The organism is Rossellomorea aquimaris, assembly GCF_008180865.1.
Classification (GTDB): Bacteria; Bacillota; Bacilli; order Bacillales; family Bacillaceae_B; genus Rossellomorea; species Rossellomorea yichunensis.
On record NZ_VTEX01000002.1, the window covers coordinates 115472 to 135473 of the forward strand.

At 43.2% G+C, this 20002-nt stretch carries 20 protein-coding genes; 9 read left to right on the forward strand and 11 right to left on the reverse strand.

What is annotated here, in order from left to right; all coding sequences use genetic code 11:
* The first annotated feature begins 27 nt into the window (after positions 1 to 27).
* Both glcD and FZC88_RS08135 read left to right on the forward strand, forming a co-directional pair.
* Positions 28 to 1440 (forward strand): glycolate oxidase subunit GlcD, encoded by a 1413-nt coding sequence (glcD, locus tag FZC88_RS08130; protein ID WP_148994387.1) that lies wholly within the window; start codon positions 28 to 30, stop codon positions 1438 to 1440.
* Positions 1437 to 2756, forward strand: coding sequence for a (Fe-S)-binding protein (locus tag FZC88_RS08135; protein WP_148994388.1), 1320 nt, complete (start codon positions 1437 to 1439; stop codon positions 2754 to 2756). Before glcD ends, FZC88_RS08135 begins: the two co-directional genes overlap by 4 nt.
* A gap of 247 nt (positions 2757 to 3003) precedes the next feature.
* Here FZC88_RS08135 and bioA read toward each other — a convergent pair whose 3' ends face one another.
* Both bioA and bioD read right to left on the reverse strand, forming a co-directional pair.
* The gene (gene bioA, locus FZC88_RS08140) at positions 3004 to 4323 is read right to left on the reverse strand and encodes an adenosylmethionine--8-amino-7-oxononanoate transaminase (protein ID WP_222928941.1); all 1320 of its coding nucleotides are present in this window, start codon (positions 4321 to 4323) and stop codon (positions 3004 to 3006) included.
* Between the two features lie 16 nt (positions 4324 to 4339).
* Positions 4340 to 5065 carry a dethiobiotin synthase gene (gene bioD, locus FZC88_RS08145; RefSeq protein ID WP_148995125.1) on the reverse strand — a complete coding sequence of 242 codons (726 nt, stop codon included), beginning with the start codon at positions 5063 to 5065 and terminating at the stop codon, positions 4340 to 4342.
* An 88-nt stretch (positions 5066 to 5153) separates the two neighbouring features.
* On the opposite strand from bioD, the gene FZC88_RS08150 reads away from it, so the two are divergent.
* Positions 5154 to 5732: a biotin transporter BioY gene (locus FZC88_RS08150; RefSeq protein WP_148994390.1), complete on the forward strand. Its 579-nt coding sequence runs from the start codon at positions 5154 to 5156 to the stop codon at positions 5730 to 5732.
* A gap of 140 nt (positions 5733 to 5872) precedes the next feature.
* On the opposite strand, the gene FZC88_RS08155 is transcribed toward FZC88_RS08150, so the two are convergent.
* The 3 genes from FZC88_RS08155 to FZC88_RS08165 form a co-directional block, all read right to left on the reverse strand.
* Positions 5873 to 6790 (reverse strand): ketopantoate reductase family protein, encoded by a 918-nt coding sequence (locus tag FZC88_RS08155; protein ID WP_148994391.1) that lies wholly within the window; start codon positions 6788 to 6790, stop codon positions 5873 to 5875.
* 135 nt (positions 6791 to 6925) lie between these two features.
* A complete protein-coding gene (locus FZC88_RS08160; protein WP_148994392.1) occupies positions 6926 to 7531 on the reverse strand; it encodes a methyltransferase in 606 nt (201 codons plus the stop codon).
* Positions 7532 to 7574: 43 nt separating this feature from the next.
* A complete protein-coding gene (locus tag FZC88_RS08165; RefSeq protein ID WP_148994393.1) occupies positions 7575 to 8132 on the reverse strand; it encodes a GNAT family N-acetyltransferase in 558 nt (185 codons plus the stop codon).
* 230 nt (positions 8133 to 8362) lie between these two features.
* Here FZC88_RS08165 and FZC88_RS08170 point away from each other — a divergent pair, with 230 nt between their 5' ends.
* Both FZC88_RS08170 and FZC88_RS08175 read left to right on the forward strand, forming a co-directional pair.
* Positions 8363 to 9322, forward strand: coding sequence for a sodium:calcium antiporter (locus FZC88_RS08170; protein ID WP_148994394.1), 960 nt, complete (start codon positions 8363 to 8365; stop codon positions 9320 to 9322).
* 209 nt (positions 9323 to 9531) lie between these two features.
* Positions 9532 to 10206, forward strand: a complete 675-nt coding sequence (locus tag FZC88_RS08175) for an NAD(P)H-dependent oxidoreductase (protein WP_148994395.1) — start codon at positions 9532 to 9534, stop codon at positions 10204 to 10206.
* Positions 10207 to 10253: 47 nt separating this feature from the next.
* Here FZC88_RS08175 and FZC88_RS08180 read toward each other — a convergent pair whose 3' ends face one another.
* From FZC88_RS08180 to FZC88_RS08200, 5 genes are all read right to left on the reverse strand, one after another.
* Positions 10254 to 11501 carry an ATP-binding protein gene (locus FZC88_RS08180; protein WP_148994396.1) on the reverse strand — a complete coding sequence of 416 codons (1248 nt, stop codon included), beginning with the start codon at positions 11499 to 11501 and terminating at the stop codon, positions 10254 to 10256.
* A gap of 40 nt (positions 11502 to 11541) precedes the next feature.
* Positions 11542 to 12111, reverse strand: a complete 570-nt coding sequence (locus FZC88_RS08185; protein WP_397541176.1) for a helix-turn-helix domain-containing protein — start codon at positions 12109 to 12111, stop codon at positions 11542 to 11544.
* A gap of 222 nt (positions 12112 to 12333) precedes the next feature.
* Complete coding sequence (locus tag FZC88_RS08190; RefSeq protein ID WP_148994398.1) at positions 12334 to 13392, reverse strand: C45 family autoproteolytic acyltransferase/hydolase; 1059 nt, start codon at positions 13390 to 13392, stop codon at positions 12334 to 12336.
* A gap of 241 nt (positions 13393 to 13633) precedes the next feature.
* Positions 13634 to 14215: an ATP-dependent Clp endopeptidase proteolytic subunit ClpP gene (clpP, locus tag FZC88_RS08195; protein ID WP_148994399.1), complete on the reverse strand. Its 582-nt coding sequence runs from the start codon at positions 14213 to 14215 to the stop codon at positions 13634 to 13636.
* A 21-nt stretch (positions 14216 to 14236) separates the two neighbouring features.
* Entirely contained in the window at positions 14237 to 14923 is a 687-nt protein-coding gene (locus FZC88_RS08200; RefSeq protein WP_187443548.1) for a sigma factor-like helix-turn-helix DNA-binding protein, read from the reverse strand.
* Positions 14924 to 15106: 183 nt separating this feature from the next.
* Here FZC88_RS08200 and FZC88_RS08205 point away from each other — a divergent pair, with 183 nt between their 5' ends.
* The 4 genes from FZC88_RS08205 (at position 15107) to FZC88_RS08220 (ending at position 18911) form a co-directional block, all read left to right on the forward strand.
* Positions 15107 to 15775: a response regulator transcription factor gene (locus FZC88_RS08205; RefSeq protein WP_148994401.1), complete on the forward strand. Its 669-nt coding sequence runs from the start codon at positions 15107 to 15109 to the stop codon at positions 15773 to 15775.
* A complete protein-coding gene (locus tag FZC88_RS08210; protein WP_148994402.1) occupies positions 15776 to 17146 on the forward strand; it encodes a sensor histidine kinase in 1371 nt (456 codons plus the stop codon).
* A 72-nt stretch (positions 17147 to 17218) separates the two neighbouring features.
* Positions 17219 to 18256: an ABC transporter permease gene (locus FZC88_RS08215; protein WP_187443549.1), complete on the forward strand. Its 1038-nt coding sequence runs from the start codon at positions 17219 to 17221 to the stop codon at positions 18254 to 18256.
* 1 nt (position 18257) lies between these two features.
* Positions 18258 to 18911 (forward strand): ABC transporter ATP-binding protein, encoded by a 654-nt coding sequence (locus FZC88_RS08220; protein ID WP_148994404.1) that lies wholly within the window; start codon positions 18258 to 18260, stop codon positions 18909 to 18911.
* A 44-nt stretch (positions 18912 to 18955) separates the two neighbouring features.
* Here the strand turns inward: FZC88_RS08220 and FZC88_RS08225 are convergent, their stop codons facing one another.
* The gene (locus FZC88_RS08225; RefSeq protein ID WP_148994405.1) at positions 18956 to 19978 is read right to left on the reverse strand and encodes a hypothetical protein; all 1023 of its coding nucleotides are present in this window, start codon (positions 19976 to 19978) and stop codon (positions 18956 to 18958) included.
* Between the last annotated feature and the right edge of the window lie 24 nt (positions 19979 to 20002).

A 20002-nucleotide genomic window follows, 5' to 3' on the forward strand; every position in this document is an offset into this window, starting at 1 on the left:
AACATGTTAAAAAAGGTGGAAATTAGTATGATCACTCCTGACATCAAAAAACGGTTCATCGAAATCGTCGGCGAAGAAAATTACAGGGATTCTCCCGCTGAAAAGCTTGTCTATTCCTATGACGCAACTCCTAATTACCAATCCATGCCTGACGGGGTCATCGTTCCCCGCTCGACAGAGGAAGTATCAGAAATCGTGAAAATCTGCAATGAGCATCACATTCCGATCGTACCTAGAGGGTCCGGAACGAATCTCTGCGCAGGCACCTGCCCTACAGAAGGCGGCCTTGTTCTCTTATTTACCCATATGAATAAGATTCTGGAGGTGGATGAAGAGAATCTAACCGTTACCGTCCAGCCTGGTGTTGTGACCCTGGATCTCATTCATAATGTTGAATCAAAGGGGCTTTTCTATCCTCCTGATCCGAGTTCCATGAAAATATCAACGATCGGTGGGAACATCAATGAGAACTCCGGTGGTTTGAGAGGGCTGAAATATGGCGTAACCCGAGATTATGTGCTGGCACTGGAAGCCGTCCTCCCCAATGGGGACATCATCCGTACCGGGGGGAAACTCGCGAAAGACGTAGCTGGCTATGATTTGACCCGTCTTTTTGTAGGCTCGGAAGGAACGCTATGTGTCATTACCGAAGCGACATTAAAGCTCGTTCCCATGCCTGAAACAAAGCAGACGATGCTCGCCCTATATCAGGATATTGAAGCAGCGGCCCAAAGTGTTTCCAGTATCATAGCCAATCGCATCATTCCGACTACTCTTGAATTTTTAGATCAGCCTACACTTGAGGTGGTTGAGGATTTCGCCAAAATCGGGTTGCCAACCGATGTAAAAGCGGTGCTCTTGATCGAACAGGATGGTCCTCCTGAAGTGGTTGCACGTGATATGAAACGAATGGAAGAAGTGTGTTCACAGAACAACGCTGTATCCGTTCAATTAGCCAAAACAGAAGTAGAAGCAGATGCCCTTCGTACCGCCCGCCGTTCTGCCCTATCTGCACTCGCCCGTCTCAAACCGACGACGATTTTAGAGGACGCGACTGTTCCACGCTCGGAAATCGCCAAGATGGTGAAAGCAATCAATGATGTCGCTGAACGCTATGAATTGAAGATTTGTACCTTTGGTCATGCCGGGGACGGAAACCTTCACCCGACGGTTGCGACTGATGCCAGGGACCATGATGAAATGGAACGTGTCGAAGCGGCATTCGAAGAAATCTTTGCTCATGCCATCGAATTGGGCGGCACCATCACCGGAGAACACGGTGTCGGTATGATGAAAGCCCCTTATCTCGAATGGAAACTGGGACCTGAAGGCATTGGGGCCATGAAAATGATCAAGCAATCATTCGATCCCAACAACATAATGAATCCGAATAAAGTATTCGCAAAAGAATCAAGAAAACGTGTGGTGATTTCAAGATGACAACCCTTCTAGAAAAACAAAAGATACAGCAGGAATTCAAAGACCGTATGGATGAAGATGAACTATTGAATTGTATGAGATGCGGTTTCTGTCTCCCTTCCTGCCCTACGTATATCGAGTCAGGATTTAAAGAATCCCACTCTCCGCGCGGTCGGATCGCATTAATGAAGGCGGTGGTGGATGGCGTCATCGAACCTGATGAAGAAGTCGAACGAACATTGGATCTATGCTTGGGCTGCAGAGCCTGTGAACCCGTTTGTCCTTCCGGTGTTAACTACGGTCACCTATTAGAAGAGGCACGCGATATCATCAATCAAAATAAAAAACACTCCCTTCCTGTACGGGTTCTTAGAAAAACCGTTTTTGAAGGATTATTCCCGCACCCTGACAGAATGAGAATGGTCACGAACCTTCTTGGAATCTACCAACGCTCAGGGTTGCAGAAAGCAGTCCATACGACGGGGGTTATGAAACTATTTCCGGAAAGCATGGCGACAATGGAACGTGTACTTCCTCAAGTTCCAAAGCTGAAAGACATGAAGGGGCGCCCAACGTCTCTTTCCTCGATTGGTGACGTTCGTAAAAAAGTCGCTTTCTTCTCTGGCTGTTTAATGGATACGATGTTTCTGGAAACAAATAATGCCACTACGAAACTATTGCAGCTGGCAGGCTGTGACATCGTGATTCCAAAGACGCAAACCTGTTGCGGAGCCTTGCATGGTCATAGCGGTGAAAAGGACTTGGCAAAGGATTTGGCAAAGCGAAACATTGAGGCCTTTGAAGCGGATGGCGTCGATTACATCATCACCAATGCCGGGGGATGCGGAGCCTTTCTCGTCGATTATGATCACTTACTGAAGGATGATCCCGAGTGGAAAGAACGTGCGGTTCAGTTTAAAAATAAAATCAAAGACATCTCGTCCATTCTTGTAGAATTACAGTTTCATAAAAAGAAATTGAACGTTTCCTCTCAACGAATCACGTATCAGGATTCGTGTCACTTGCGAAACGTGCAGCGTACATTTTTGGAACCAAGGATCCTCCTTCAATCAGTGGAAGGTGCTGATTACGTTGAGATGAAGCAAGCCGATCACTGCTGTGGGTCAGCCGGAATCTACAATATCATTGAATCCGAAATGTCCATGAAGATCCTCGATCACAAAATGGACAACGTCGAACAAACCCAGGCAACCACCATCATCACATCAAACCCGGGCTGCCTCCTCCAAATGAAACTCGGCATCGAACGAGAAGGCCTATCCAATAAAATGCGTGCAATCCACATCGTAGACTTTTTATTGGAAGCAATTCAGTGAGAGGGACGGACCTCTTCATTTACTCAAGTCCCGTTAAATCAATGTTTTGGTTTTGGGTGGGGTGATTGGAGGTCCGTCCCTTCTTTTTTTCACAAATCACATTATTTGACTGTTAAAATCCATCTCTATATCACCTGTTGAACTACTACCATGTCAAACAAAAAAAGACGAACCCACTCAAGGTCCGTCCCTCTCTCTACTCTCTCTACCGTTTTGATTAGCTGCGCAGGTGGTTGAAGGTCCGTCCCTAAACCCCAACTGCTTCCTTCGTTGTGATTTCTATTGCTTCTTCCATGATCCGTATCATTTTCTCAAGCTCTTCTTCGGTTGTGGCGAGTGGCGGCATGAAGACGATGGTGTCTCCGATCGGCCGGGTCAGCATACCAAGTTCACGCATCTTTATGGTGGTACGGTAGCCGACTCTGTCTTCCCATAGGAACGGCTTTTTACTGGCTTTATCCTGTACCAACTCAATGCCGCATATCATCCCAAGTTGTCTAATGCTGCTTACATGGGGATGTTCCTTTAATGGAGCTAACAATGATTCAATGATCCCCGCTTTCTCTTGAATTTTCCCAATCAGATTTTCTCTTTCATAGATTTCCAGATTCGCCAATGCAGCAGCGCAACCAAGCTGGTTCCCTGTATAGGAATGACCGTGGAAGAAGGTTTTCAGTGATGTGTAATCATCATAGAAAGCTTCATAGATTTCTTCGGTGGTGAGGGTTGCTGCAATCGGGAGGTATCCTCCGGTGATCCCTTTTGCCACTGTCATGATGTCCGGCTGGACCTGTTCATGCTCGACAGCGAACATTTTTCCTGTACGGCCGAAGCCTGTAGCCACTTCATCGACAATCAGGAGCACCTCATATTTTCGGCAAAGCTTTTCGACCCCTTTGAAGTAGCCCTTTGGCATAATATTCATGCCCCCAGCACCCTGTATCAACGACTCCACTGTCATCCCGGCAATCTCATGGTGATTCTCTTTCAAAATCCCTTCCAGTTCTTCAAGTGCACGATCTCGAATCTCTTCCTCATCTACTAAATCAGGATGATGAACCACGTCCGGGAACGGGGCAACGAGTGATTCGAACATAAGAGATTTGTAGACTCTGTGAAAAATGTCCACCTTACCGACGCTGATCGCACCGACTGTATCTCCGTGGTAAGCATTTTGGAGAGTGATAAACTTCTGCTTTTCCGGCTTCCCTTTATTTTGCCAGTATTGATAAGCCATTTTAAGGGCAATCTCTACAGAGGTTGCACCGCTGTCTGAATAAAAGACTCTCGCTAATCTCTCCGGAGAAAGTTCAACCAGCTTCTCGGCTAACAAAATAGATGGAACATTGGTAGCACCGAGCAAAGTAGAGTGAGCGATTTTATCAAGCTGATCCTTGATCGCTTGATTGATTTCCTCATTGCGATGACCATGGACATTTAGCCAAAGGGAAGAATAGCCATCAAGATATTCGTTCCCGTAGATGTCCCGAAGATAAACGCCTTCCCCGCTCTCAATCACCAACGGGTTCTCATCATAATCCTTCATCTGTGTAAACGGAAGCCACATATATTGACTGCTTTTTTCAATAAGCTGTTGTTGATTCACTCTGTATATCCTCCTCTGACTCTTCAAGTTTCCAATTCTTAAATAATTCACCTACATCGACTGTTGCAAAAGAATCCTGCGATATATTAGCCAGCACACCAATTACCTTTTCACCGGTTAATGTTTCGATCATTCGTTTGTTGTCCCGCTCGATCTCCGGCATTTCATCTCTGGATGTCTGATTCAGGATGATGCCTGCGATATTAATACTCCGTTGTTTCAATGCCATCACAGACAGGACCGTATGATTAATTGTGCCAAGACCAGCCCGCGCGACAAGAATGACAGGCAATGACACTCGTTCGATTAAATCAAGAATGGTTGCTTCTTCGTTTAACGGGACAATCAGTCCTCCCGCTCCTTCAATCAGTAAAAGTTCGTGAATGCCTTGTAATTTCTCCACTTGTTCTAAAATTGGCTTCAATTCAATCGAAACACCGTCTAATGCAGCTGCCAGATGAGGAGAGCTTGGCGTTTTTAATAAATATGTATTCGCATTTTTTCCAAAAGAACGATTAGTGACCTTTTCATAAAATTCAGTATCGGGGGCTACTAGTCTATCTTTTTTCAAGACAGCTCCACTTTGCACTGGCTTATAGGGGAATGCATCAATGCCCTTTTCCAAGAAGTACTTTGTTAACAATCCAGTTGTTATCGTTTTTCCGATATCCGTATCTGTGCCGGTAATGAAAAACCCTTTCATCATTTCCCTCCTTTTATGTTAACCTTATTTACAAATAGGTTAACATTTAAGATAATAACAATCATACCACAGTTTTAAGGAGGAGAAAATGGAAATGGGAAAAACTAGAGAAATGGTCTTATGTGGCCTTTTTGCTGCTTTAATGGCAGTGGGAGCGAATGTGTCTCCGTTTCTAATGATCGGAGGAGTTCCGGTCACCCTTCAGTTGATGTTTGCCATCATTGCAGGTGGAATGCTCGGAAGCAGGGTGGGAGCGAAGGCAATGACGGTATATTTAGCTCTCGGATTAGTAGGGGCACCGGTGTTTGCACAATTTAAAGGAGGACCGTCAAGCCTGCTCAGTCCTACCTTTGGATTTATTCTATCCTTTATCGCGGTTGCGTTCGCCGTGGGAATCATTTTGGAAAGGAATCGCACATTTGGAGGATATCTCACTGCTGGAATTCTGGCTTTATTGTTAAATTACATAATCGGAACGAATTTCATGTATCTTGCCCTAACATTTTGGGCGGAAGCACCTGGCGAATTCAGTTACACGGTTGCCTGGGGATGGATGGTTGCGTATCTGCCACTGGATATAGTCGTGACCGTTGTTTCTCTTGTGGTCCTGCAACGGTTGTATAAGGTGGCTCCTTCAAGGAATTTGAGCTCCTCTTTTAATAAGTAAGTATAAGAGGAATGGAAATGTGTTTGGGATGGACAGCTGGGTGATGTGGTATTCAGCTGCCCATCCCACCAAAAATTCAACAGCCGAGCTCATAAAAAAACATCCGACACCATTTTAAAGTATCGGATATTTCTCATTCCTTACGTATTCGCACTTTCATATATCTTCAGATTCCCATAAATCAAACGCAACTCACGAGCTTCAATTCCCTGAGTTTCAGCAGCCTTCAATAAATACCCGTATAAATGCTCTGCTTCCACGGAGAGGTTTTTTTCCATATCCCGCTGTAAGGATGATTTCATACTGTAGCCCATTTGATTGATTTTGTCATATTGAGCATCTTCTATTTTCTCAGCAAGTGGAGCTTTCAAGCCTCTCATAATCATAGCCGCTTCATAAAGGACTCCTTTGATCATATCTGCACCCTCACCTATTTCCCGAATCGGTCCAATCGGTGCCCGGAATATGGATGTTACGCCTGAAAGAGTGGTGATAAATAAATACTTATGCCACATTTCCTGATCGATGGTGTCAGATAATCGAAAGTTTGCCTTCGTTCCTGAAAAGGCCCCTTCAATCTTCACAATTCTATCCGTCCGCTCACCACTTCTTTCTCCAAAAACGAGATCATGAATGGGACTTGATTGAATGATCTTCCCTGTTTCGTCAAGCGTCGACTCCACAAAGCATAAACCGCCTATCACTCTTTCTTCCCCGAATGCTTCTATAAGATCGTCGACGTGAGACATTCCGTTTAAAAGTGGAAGTATCATCGTCTTTTCACCTACGAAGGAGTGAAGGCTTTCGATTGCTCCCTTAAGATGATAAGCCTTGGTTGAGAGGATAATGGCGTCAAAGGGCTCTGCATTTTCTACTGATCTCAGCGTTTTCGGCTTGCAGTGAAAATCGCCATGAACACTTTCAATATGCAATCCATGCTTTTTCAGTTGCTGCTCTCTTCGCTCACGAACGAGAAACGTAACATCCTCGCCTTTCTCTATCAATCTACCTCCGAAGTAGCCACCAACGGCACCTGCACCAACAACTAGTATTCTCATTCCATCCGCCTCCTTTTACTTTTCACATGCCATGTCACTATTCTCCGATATGAAAGCGCATAAATCAAAAATATTGGCTTTGCAGAAAAAAGAAAAATAAGGTGCCCTCCCAAAGCTAGTCAGGAGACACCCCATTCAATACATCAAACCGTACACCAAAAATCGCTCATACTCATTCTTTTCATAATCCCCTGACAAATTCACCTCTTTCCGCAAAACGAAAAGGGGGTGATTTTCTAAATAATGCACATAATCATCCGAGCTATAATACAACACGATCTCGATATCACGTGGTGATTGTTCCACTGAAAAGAGGATGTTATTGATAATCCTCATGAAAATTTGAACAGAGAACGGATTGAAAAAGTAAAAACGGTTATCCTTTGGATGGATCGTATACTCTTCTGCCAGGCAGTGATAAAAGTAGAGATTATCACTGGCTTTCGCCTTTTTTAAATAGCTTTCCCGGTTCGCCACGGCTTCTTCATAAAATTCTTCATTCATTTCAATGCCAACAACGGTGGATTGAAATAGGTGGTGAATTAAGAAATTCAATCGTCCTTTTCCACAACCGAAATCGACCACACGATCACTGCCATTCAATGTATAATGTCGGAATAATTCATCCAATGCCTGATACGGAGTCGGCTCGTACCGATGATAATGAAAAGACCGGTGAAACCCCATCTGCAACTCACTCGTACGAACACCTAATAATTCATCATAATACTCTTCCTTCATACATACTCCTTTTTGAAGGTCCGTCCCTCTTGGACCTCAAATTTTAATAGAGGTAACCAAGCATGTCCAGTTGGCCGCTTGACCATTTTTTGGTACCTACTCGTTTGATCATGAGTTCGTTTATGGTTTCGGTGCCGATGCCCCGGGTGGTCTGGTTTTGGTCGTTGATCTTCATCCACGTGCATTGGTTGGACACCGATTGGAAGCCATTTTTTTCATATAAGGATGGATCATCGGCAAACAAAAGAAGGAAATCGATGTTTCGGCCATCACAGAACCTTTCTAATTCGAAGAGAAGCTGTGATCCGATTCCCAGGGAGCGACTACCCTTTGAAACGCACAAATCGATTATCCCCAATACATTTATAGGCTCACCTTCCAATTTCATGACTCGGTAATCCACCCCGACATGCCCCACTAAACGTTGATCTTCGTTATGGACGAGATACCTGAAATGAGGAATCTGTTTAAAGTAAATTCTATCATCAGGATAGCCATCTCCAAAACATTCAGTTAATAATTCTTGTATTTCAGCTTTCATTTTTCCTTTGATATCATAATCAACTATTTGTTTCACTTGATATTCCCTTTCCACTTTCATACGTTCGCCTCCTCATAAATAATATAAGCACTTTCGTTGACAAACCTTCAAAATCCTAATACATTAATAGTAACAAGGGGAGTAGCGACCGGTAATCGGCTGATGAATCGTCATCCCGGTATGAAAATACCTGGTTCATCAGGCTTTAGCTCATTCTTCAGCACGCAAGACCTTGGTACAAAAATTTGTGCCGGGGTCTTTTTTGTATGCGCTGGCTTGGAGGAGATTATATGGTTTACATTGTTTTTTTACTAGCTGCAGCCATCGTGGTTGCGGCCGCTATTTACCTGAATCAGTTCGGAGATGTCATCAGTAAGAAGTCTTCATTAAGTGGGGCTGTCGTAGGGACATTCCTCATTGCAGGGGCAACGTCACTCCCTGAATTAACAACGAGCTTAACGGCGGTCTATATCGATAACCCTGATATTGCCGTAGGGAACATGCTCGGTAGTAATGTGTTCAATCTTTTTATCCTGGCAGTGGTCGATCTGATTTATCGTAAAAGAAGATTGTTCCAAAAGGTGAACAGGAAGGCAAATATTCCTTCTGCCCTATTTGGATTCCTGTTTCTCACGATCATTATTTTCGCCCTTTACATGCCGGGTTCCATTGAATTTTTTGGTGTTGGGCTTGAGATGTTCATCATCATTATCCTATACTTCGTTGCGATGAAATTCGTTTCCAGCGATGATACTGAAGGAGAATCCATACCTACAAAGGATTATTCCCTCAAAACAGCTGTCATCGGTTTTATCATTGCTGCACTGGTCGTATTTGCATCAGGAAGTGTGTTATCGATTGCAGGTGACCAATTGGCAAAGGCAACGGGCTTGAACGCAAGCTTTGTTGGGAGCTTTCTCATCGCTGCCTCCACTTCCCTGCCTGAACTCGTGACGGTCCTTGCTGCTTTTAAACTGGCAAACTACAATATGGCGATCGGCTCTATTCTAGGAAGCAATCTGTTTAACATACAATTGCTCGTCCTGACCGATGTGCTTTACCGAAAAGGTGCCATACTTGAAGCAGTCGACACTTCCCATATCTTTATCGCAGGACTGGGATTATTGATGACACTCGTCATCGTATACTTGCTTTTGCGGCCAGCCAATGTTCTGAATAAGTGGAGATACATGGCTCCATCCTTTATTATAACCGTTTTGTATATTGTCGTATCGTATGTATTATTTTAAACATCAAAAGGCGTGCCCAGGCACGCCTTTACCTATCAATAAGCCTCTCTATAGTTCTCTTCCCTCATCTACGCGACCGATAGGCAGTATGTTTCAATTTTCCCAAAATTCCAACCAAAACAATATTGTTCAGGCACATCACATGATTCCCCTCTTCACTTATGATAAATTAAACATGATTGAATCAATGGATAAGGAGTGAATGTTCAATGGTTGGTAAAGAACAAGTAAAGCAAGACATTTTAGATGCTTACCATTTCAGACATGCAACAAAGGAATTCGACCCAAACAAGAAAGTATCCGATGAGGATTTCCAATTCATTATGGAAACAGGTCGTTTGTCGCCAAGCTCATTTGGCTTCGAGCCTTGGAGATTCGTCGTGATTCAAAATCCTGAACTTAGGGAAAAAATTAAAAACACAGCTTGGGGAGCATACGGAAAACTGCCTGAAGCCAGTCATTTCGTCGTGATCCTGGCCAGAACGAAAAAAGATACGAAATACGATTCACAATACTTACAGGATCATTTTAAAAACGTGAAAAACCTGCCGGAAGATCATATGGCAAAATACTTAGAAAAGATCGAGCAGTTCCAAAAGGTTGATTTCGATTTACTCGACGGCAATCGTCCCCTATACGATTGGGCCGGTAAGCAAACCTATTTAGCCCTTGGGAATATGATGACAGCAGCCGCTCAAATCGGTGTCGACTCGTGTCCAATCGAAGGCTTTGACATCGAAAAGATGAATAAGCTTTTAGATGAGGAAGAATTGTTGGAAGATGGTCGTTTCAGCATTTCCGTCATGGTTGCATTCGGTTACCGGGTGAAGGATCCGGCACCGAAAACGCGTCGGCCTTATGAGGATATCGTAAAGTTTGTTTAATGAAAAAAAGGAATCCGGATTATCTGCCGGATTCCTTTTCTTCACATTTACCCAGCATCTAGATTTAAAGATTTATGCAATTCTATATAAACCGTCGTCCCTCTATTCAATTCACTTTTCACTTGAATATTACCCTTCATAGAATGAACAATAATGTTTGCCGCCATTACCCCTAAACCAGTTCCTTCGTCTTTCGTCGTAAAAAAAGGTTCTCCAAAACGTTGGATCTGCTCCTTGGTCATCCCCAATCCTGAATCAGTTACGGCAATAATAAGGTTTTCATTCACGATCATCTCTACAGAAAGCTTCCCGCCTTGTGGCATGGATTCTATGGCGTTATTCATAATATTCCCGATACATTTCCGAAAACTATGGGCCTGGCCTTCTACATATATATCATCAATGAGTTGATGGCTGAATGAAACATGTTGAGCCAATGGCTCCACCATCTCTATTAGTTCCACAATCGAATGTTTTACATTGATACGCTCTATTTTATCAGGTGTTGAGTTGGTAAAAGTCAGATAGTCTTCTATGACGTGAGTAGCTTGATCAATTCCTTTCAAGGATAAATCAATAAACTGCTTTTGAAGTTCTTCATCTTTTTCCTCACGCACCAGCTGCAGGAATCCTTTGGAGGAAGTTAAAGGATTTCGCACCTCATGGGAAATACTGGCCGCTAATTGACTTACAACCTGAAGCTTTTCGTGTTGAGACAATGTTCTTCTCATTATGATTAGCTTTCGGATCATCTCAGCAATCATAACTGAGATAATGGTTGCGGCTAGAGGAATGAGCACAAGATATATGTATTCGTTCCTCGAGATTTCAGCTTCATAAACATATCCAAACACCAAATTGAATACAGTCATGATAAAACATATCACTACAGTGAAAAGCATTTTCACTTTTTTCTTAGCACTTAGAAACCCACTAGAAAACGCTGCCAAAATTAAAAACGTAATAAAATAATTCAGAATGACAAGGTGGATAAGTCCACTACCGATGAACAAATATCGTAATAAAATGATGACCAACATTAAAACGAAGGAAACTAGTGGACCAAAATATAAACTTGCCAAGAAAAAAGGAATCCTTCTTAAATCCACATAAACTCCGGCCGTAAGCTTGTAACTAAACAACACACATAACAGTATCGTAAAGGTTGAAAGAATTATGACGATACCTTTTGAAGGGGTCTTCTTTTTGAAATCAAAATACAATGCAAAGGCTAGTAGTCCTACGATAATAAATAAAAAGTTTAATAATAAGTTCGTTAAAGCAGAATCAATCATATGAAAACACCCCCTATCTCATTTCTATCAAAATTACCGGTCAGGAGTGAATTTTTTGACTACAATTCGTTACCTCTTCCTTTAATAATTGAGTGGAGGCAGAGCTTCCCCCAATCAATTCACCCTTCTCATTAAATAATGGATGACAAGTAACATCATACTCATAAGTACTATCTGATAGGGGAAAGGAGATTTTTTTTCTAATCGATTTACGTTGTTTGATGACCTCTTGCTTTATTCTCATTAGCTCTCTGGTTCCATCATTATCTTCTAGCTCCACATCGCTTCTGCCAATCACGAAAACAGGATCGAAATCCGGGTGGGGATTAAAAATCCAAGTATACCTGAGCTCTAGATCAAAATGGGCAACAATCATCGGGGAATCTTGCAGGGCAAAATAAAATGGACTTACCTCCAATTCGAAGATGGAAACATGAAAGTTCAGTAGATTGGCCAAGTCCTCTGCCAGCTTCCTACTTGGTACTCTCACACCATTTTCAATCTTTGAATAATAGGATCTGTCGATGTGAACTAGTTGTGCAATCTCTTCTTGGCTATATCCTTTGATTTTCCTTAATCTTTCAAGCCAATTTCTTTTCTGCTGACTCACTCGCATCCCTCCTGTAAAGCAACCTTTCTAGTTCTATTATACTGATTCTAATTTCAAAAACTATGTGACTATTTTGTCACTATTGCAAAAATACGTAAAACCGACTAAAAGGCCCATAATTAAGGAAAAATCAGAAAATATTTTCTAGTAAAATGGAAGAATGCCTCAGCACTCTAAATCTATCAAAAAAAGAACCTTGGGAATACTCCCCAGGTTCTACTATCATTTACTAAACCAATCCGCTCCCTCATCCATATGAACAAACGGAATATCTGTATCAATTTCTCCCTTAATCTGATTAAGAGAAACATTTTCTCCCCCAAGCCACTGGGAAAAATCAAACACAACCGGTTCCCGATCTCCCCCCAGGGCAAACCATGCTTTCATTTCTTTGGGAAAATAGGCCGATGTATGGATGGTGCCGGCCCAGCTTCCATATAAATCAGAAAATACGCCTTTATCCGTGTCATTCATTAAGCGGAAAGCTTCATGGGCATCGGTAGCCTGCTTATCTTGAATGATACTCAATCGGCGTTTCGAATCGACCAGATGATTTCGATTTTCTTGAGTCATCACTTCAAAATGATTCGTACACGCATTTGACTGGCGAATCTCCACGCCACGAGGAGACGTTTCAACAATAAACGTTTCACCACTTCTGTCATACACCACATAACTAAACGAGTGCCTGTGAGGAATTTCTTTCAGCATCCCAACGGCTTCCGAAACATCTCCACATGATTCCAGAATCAATCGCCCTATCATACAGCAAATGAAACCATCCCCTGGGTTTTTCCGATGCATGAAGTTATATCCAATTGCCAATCCTTTTTCATTCATGCCATCCATCCGTCCTGTTACCCGCTGACTCGGTCCGATGATACTATACCCGCCATCCGTCGGTTGGAAAAACGTATACCTTCCCTCATACGTCTTCGGATGATAATCGTAATTTCTGATCAAATAATTTTCACCTGTCATAATCGAGCAGCCGGACTTCGTATATTCAACGCGGTATCCGCCAAACTCCTGCAGCACTTTCTCCATCCGCCACCCTAGCGCTTCCTGTAATCCGATAAGCTCATCCCAAACACCCGGAGCAAATCTCAGGATCGCGCGCTTCGCTTCCTCTATGTTTATCGAGAAACGGGGCTTTCTCACTTTCCATTGGTTCTCTCGATTTCTCAACGTGATCGAATCCTTTATCCTTAACCCTTGCATATATCCAAAATCGTAATGAGATCCACGGAATTGAATCACATCGCTATGTATTGTTTTCATGATTGTCCCTCTTTTTTATAAGACTGTTTTCTCTAAGGATAATAGAAAGGAAGGGAAAAATAAAGAATCGGAATCCTGGCAAATCCGTCTTTCAACTTGTGAAATACCATACCCCTTAATAAGCTGGAAATGCACATCGGTTAAGGTTTGGTTTGTACCTGATACAATCACCTTTTGCCTGGCACTGCCCCTCCTCCCAAAAACATAAAAAGGAACGGTCCAACGACCGTTCCTCCTTCCATCACTTCTTCTCAATAATCTCATCAATAATCCCATATTCCTTTGCCTCATAGGCACTCATGAAATAATCACGATCCGTATCAAGGGCAACTTTTTCAACGGGCTGCCCCGTTTTTTCAGCAATGATTTCGTTGATGTGCTGTCTAAGTTTCAGAATCCGCTTCGCTGAAATCTCCAGGTCTGTCGCCTGCCCACGGGCGCCGCCTAATGGCTGGTGGATCATGATTTCGCTGTTTGGTAAGGCAAAGCGTTTTCCTTTTGTGCCTGCAAGCAGCAGCATTGCGCCGAATGATGCCGCCATTCCGGTGCAGATCGTCCGAACATCGGGACTTATATAGTTCATCGTATCAAAGATGGCAAACCCTGCTGAAGTGGAGCCACCCGGGCTATTGATATATAAAGAAATGTCTTTCTCCGGATCGTCTGCAGCAAGGAATAACAATTGGGCGACAATGCTATTGGCCATCTGGTCATTCACTTCATCACTCACCATGATGATCCGGTCTTTTAACAATCTTGAATAAATATCGTAGGATCGTTCCCCTTTACTGGATTGTTCAATGACATAAGGTATGGCATTCATCTATACTTCCTCCTTCATTCGTTATGCAGTTAATGAGAGGACGCTTGAAGGAGAGTCAGAAGTTCGTACAAATTTGCCTTGGGCTGGAGCGTGTGCCAGCAGGATTGGAATGTATGCCAAAAGAAGACGGGGATCCTGTGCCATCAGGCTGCGGTATAAAATCGCGTTCAACTCTTCCTGAAGAGCTTCATTCCAGTAGGTTTGAACGCCGATCCCGTCTCCATCTTCGGAGAATTTTTTCAGCCTTTCCCTCGATCGATTCAGCAAGGCTTTCACAGCGGTTTCCGTCATCCCCAGAACATCTGCCACTTCAGAAATCTTGTACTGAAACGCCTCTTTCAAAACAAAGGTGACTAACTGTTTTGGGGTCATCTTTCTCGAAAGCTTCTCCATGATTTCAAGACTGAACCCCTCTTTAGGAAACTCTTCAGCCTTCACTTCCGGGACTCCGCCAATCGATTCCTTACTCTGTTTGCGGACTTTATCCACCCATAGATGATAAGCGATTTTATTAAGTAAAGATGACCTCCACTGTTGAGCAGGGTAATGACTCAGTGCTTTACAGATGGACTCTTGAGCCAAGTCTTCACCGTCCCATTTGCTCTTCGTCAGAAAATAGCAGTATCGATATAGCTTGGGAACAAGCTCTTCCATGACTTCATCGTTTGGCATTCGTTCATTCATTTTTAAGCCAGACCTCGTTTGCATCGTCCTCACTCCTTTGAATCCTCTCATACTTATAACGGATGAATGTGTGAAAAAGATATGGGTGAAAGATATTTTTATCTATATTATATCCAACAGTACTGGAATGGGTCATAAATTGGTTTATGCAGCGTGAATTGTGCTAAAGTTGAGTCATAAAACAGGTGACGGAAAAGAGGATTAGTGATGATTTCAATACTTGTCGTGGATGACGATCACCATTTACGTAAGCTTATACGTGTTCATTTAGAGCAGAATGGCTATTGGGTTACTGAAGCACAAGACGGAAACGCAGCTTCTGTCATTCTTGAAGCACAGTCGATCGATTTGGCGATTGTCGATTTGATGATGCCGAATAAGGACGGTTTTCAATTGGCGAAGGAAATCAGGGAGTACTACGATATCCCGATTATTATTTTAACCGCCAAGGACAGTCTTACAGATAAAGCAAAAGGCTATGAAGCCGGAACCGATGATTACATGGTAAAGCCCTTTGAAAAGGAAGAGCTCCTCTTTCGAGTACAAGCGATCCTGAGGAGATTTCACCGAGCCGCTCCCCAGAAAATCCGCCTCAATGAAATGATTCTTGATAAACGATCGTACGAAGTGAAGGACGGATCAAAAACAATCATTCTTCCTCTTAAGGAATTTGAACTATTATATTATTTAGCAACTTTCCCTAACAGAACCTTTTCACGGGAAGAGATCATTCAACATGTATGGGGAATAGATTTTGAAGGGGATGACCGAACGATTGATGTCCATATTAAAAGGCTTCGTGAACGTTTCCGTCATTCCGATGATTTCTTGATCACTACTGTCCGTGGAATCGGCTATAAGTTGGAGGTGACCTGAATGCGCTCGCTGTATGTCCGGATTGTTGTCGTCACCCTTCTTATCATGATGACGAGCAGTGTCATTGCTTTCATCGGTTCGAATTTTTACTATCAGCATATTTTAAAGCCTGCCAACGACGAAAAAAATACTGAAATCGCAAAAGACATCGTTGATCTATATAATGCAGCTTCAATGGATGCTCCTGCTTTTTTTCAGAAAACGACGAAGCTCAGCTATCAATTTTATGTAACCGATGGCAAAGCTCCTGGAACATTCTACGGAGAGGACTTTCGTGATCGCAGCATTTCTCCAGAAATTGTAGAAAGTGTTGTGAACGGATCCACTTATCATGGAATTGCGAATTATCCCGCTACCACATTTGTGACTGGATTTTTCTCCAATGAATTAACCAATAGCATTGGTGTTCCGATTGAAATCGACGGAAAACCCCATGCCCTGTTCATGAGACCCAATGTGAAACAACAATTTAATGAAATTCATATTCTTTTATCCGTCCTGCTTCTTTTCACGATACTTCTCAGCATGCTGATTGTGTTCTTCAGTACCCGCTATCTTGTGAAACCGATTCGTGAATTGACGAATGCCACGAAGAAAATTGCCGGTGGTGAGTATTCGATTCAATTGAATGAAAGCCGCAAGGACGAAATCGGCACCCTTGCTCGTTCCTTTACATCTATGAGCCGGCAGCTGATGCAGGTGGAGAATATGCGACAGGAGTTCGTTTCAAATGTATCTCATGAAATCCAAACGCCCCTATCCTCCATGAAGGGCTATGCCAATCTGCTTCTCTCTCCTTCCTTGTCAGAAGAGGATCGGGAACACTATTTAAAGGTGATAGAATCAGAAAGCAACCGGCTGTCTAAGCTGAGTAAGCAGCTGCTGACCCTCGCTTCTCTCGATAAGGATAATGGATTGATTCAACATGAACCCATTAACGTGACTCAATTGCTCCATGGTCTCATGAAACAGACACGATGGCTGTGGGAAAAAAAAGACCTCGCTGTGTCCATCGTAGCCGATGATGTAACCTATAACGGACACGAAGAGTTGCTCTATCAGGCATTTGAAAACCTGTTGGCAAATAGTATCAAATACACTCCCCCAGGTGGCGAAATCAACCTGTTCCTTCACAAACACCAGAGGGGGTTCAAGTTTATTATTCAAGACAGCGGAATCGGAATTCCTCCTGAGCACCAGGTAAAGATATTTCAACGTTTTTACAAAGCGGATCCTTCACGGAGTAAAGAAAAGGATAGCAGCGGCCTTGGCCTTTCCATTGTCAAAAAGATCATTACCCTTCACCAAGGTGAAATCCATGTTGAGAGCAGGACCAATAAAGGAACCACCTTTACGGTGACTCTTCCTTAATCCTATGTTCATCTTCCGTTCATACTTCTCTTTTATCATGAAGGAGAAGTAATGAAAGGGAAGGTGATTTTTTTGTTTCTAGCTTGGAAAGAAATGCGTTATGCGAAGGTAAAGTTTTTATTAATTATTGGCATCATCACATTAATCACAAGCCTGGTCCTATCAATCTCAGGACTCGCCAATGGATTATCGGTGGATAACGCTTCGGCTATAAAGAATATGCCTGCTGATACCTATGTTGTGGAAGCGGGCGACACTCATCAGCTTGAACGATCACAGTTAACAAAACAAGATATTTCTTCTATAAAAGGGGGATCTCCCCTTGGTCTGAAAATGGTGGAGATCAACAAGGAAGGCAGGACCGTAAATGTAAGCCTGTTTGCCGTTGACCCCGATAGTGCTTTCATGCCAATTTCAGCAGATCTCCCGAAGCTCGCACCCTATGAAGTGCTTGCCGATCCGAGCCTGAAGGAAGAAGGGTTAGAGATAGGAGATTCATTCGCCTATGAGGATAAAAATTGGATAGTCAAGGGATTTACTGAAAAACGATTCAGCTACGGGCACACGCCGGCCATTTTTACATCTTTAGAAACATGGGAGGATCTTTTTGGAGATTCGCTCACATACCAAGCCATTCTATTTACGAATGGAGGAACGATAGACACGCCTTCAAAAATGGATATCGCCTCTAAAGAAGACATTCTCTCTAATGTGCCTGGCTATTCTGCAGAACAAGGATCACTGAATATGATGGTGATCTTTCTGCTCATCATATCAGCGATTGTCTTAGCCACTTTCTTCTATGTCATGACCTTACAAAAGCTTCACCAATACGGTGTTCTAAAAGCGATCGGGACGAAAGCGGGCATTCTTCTCCGTGCACTATTCGCGCAAATTTCCACTCTTACCATCGCAGGCATCGTTGCAGGGAATGTCGTTACCTTTGGACTTACATTAGTGATTCCGGCAGGCGTACCTTTTGAATTACCGGTCACCATGATTCTATTCAACAGTGCATTAATTCTACTGATGGCGTGGATCGGTTCACTTTTATCCTTTAGAAGCATCGTGACTGTGGATCCATTACAAGCGATCGGGAGTGTGAAATAAGATGACCACCATTTTAGAGTTAAATGTTGTGAGCAAAACATATGAACAGGGAAATGAGAAGCTGACGGTATTGGACCATGTATCCATGAAGGTGAATCCAGGTGAGTTCGGTGCCATATTAGGACCTTCCGGATCGGGGAAAAGTACGCTTCTCTCCATCATAGGAGCCTTAACCAGTCCATCCAGTGGTGAAGTGAAAATGAACGGGCGAAACGTCCACAATCTAAGTGAGAAAGAACAAACATCCCTCCGTCTCAAAGAAATCGGTTTTATCTTTCAGCAATCAAATCTGGTACCTTTTTTAACGGTGGAAGAGCAATTAGTGTTTGTTGGAAAGCTGAACAAACAAGGGGACGGTCTGCGGAAACGTGCAGGGGAATTATTGTCTCATCTCGGCTTGGCTGAACGCAGTTCCTATTATCCTGAACAGCTGTCAGGCGGAGAACAGCAGCGGGTTGCCATCGCCCGTGCCCTCATGAATGAACCCAGATTGATCCTTGCAGATGAACCTACTGCAAGCCTGGATCAAGCTCGCGGCAAGTCCGTGGTGGAACTTCTCGCCAAGGAAACGAAGGAAAGAAATATCGCCACCATCATGGTGACACATGATGAGACGATGATCGGGCATTGTGATTGGGTGTATCGGATGACGTGATCGGTGCGGAGTGCCAGGCTTTATTAAAAGTCAGGTACTCTTTTTCATGAATTCATTACCTCCAACAATTCCTTCAACCTCTCCGGCTCATCCACCCTTAGAGCAATCTCAGAGACCTTTTGCTTTCTCCCCATAAACATCGTTGCTTCCACTGGTTCTTTCAAAAATAGAACGACTTGTGGCTGAATCTCTTCAAAATCTTTTTGCATGAAAACGAGTGCTTCTTTGCCATGTTCCCTACCCCATTCGATTTGTTCAATTTGATTAAGAGGTAAACCTATTCGTTGCATCAATCCTTGCGTCACATAAAGATGACCATTTTTCACTTCCAGTGGATGCAGTCTGGTAATCTGAATTTCAGCTATAAACAATAGAACGGTATAAACGTTCAGAATCAGGAGAATGAAAGACAGAATCGGAAGCTTGGAATGAAGCCACCAGTGGATGCCGATCGTCTCGATCACGACGGCATGGATGAGCATGATGTTCATCGCAACGGCACTGGTCTTATGATGCATCGTTACAGCACCGGCATGGACTGGCGGTTTTCGGCGCCAGCACAATAGGGCATAGTAAGCCATTAACACTTCTGAGGAAAGGATCCGAATCAGAATGTGGCTGCTCACTTTCTTCTCTACTGCCGGCAGGAAAGAAAAGATCGGTCCTACTCCGGATGATCTCATGGCCGATCGAATTTCGGGATATTCTCGAATTGCGAGGAAGATAAGTCCCAACTCTGCTGCCAGGAATAATACTTCCAAACCTATCCCGGAATATAGAAGGATAGTGAACGGTTCAAATAATTCTTCAGGAATGATGAATCTGGCTAACACAAGGCCGAATACCATCAATCCAACGACTTGTTTCTTCGACAGTTTAAATGCGGCATAGGCCAGGGCCGGAGATACAATCATTAAATCCAGCAGAGATCCTATGACTACTCCCCTCTCCAATTCTATCGATAGAAATCGTTGAACTATCGGTTGATACAATAATAGATTACTAAGGAGAACGACACCTAACAAGGCGATTGCCCATTTGGCTAATTTCGTTTTGCGCAGTACCATGAACACTCCCCTCCCCAACATTTA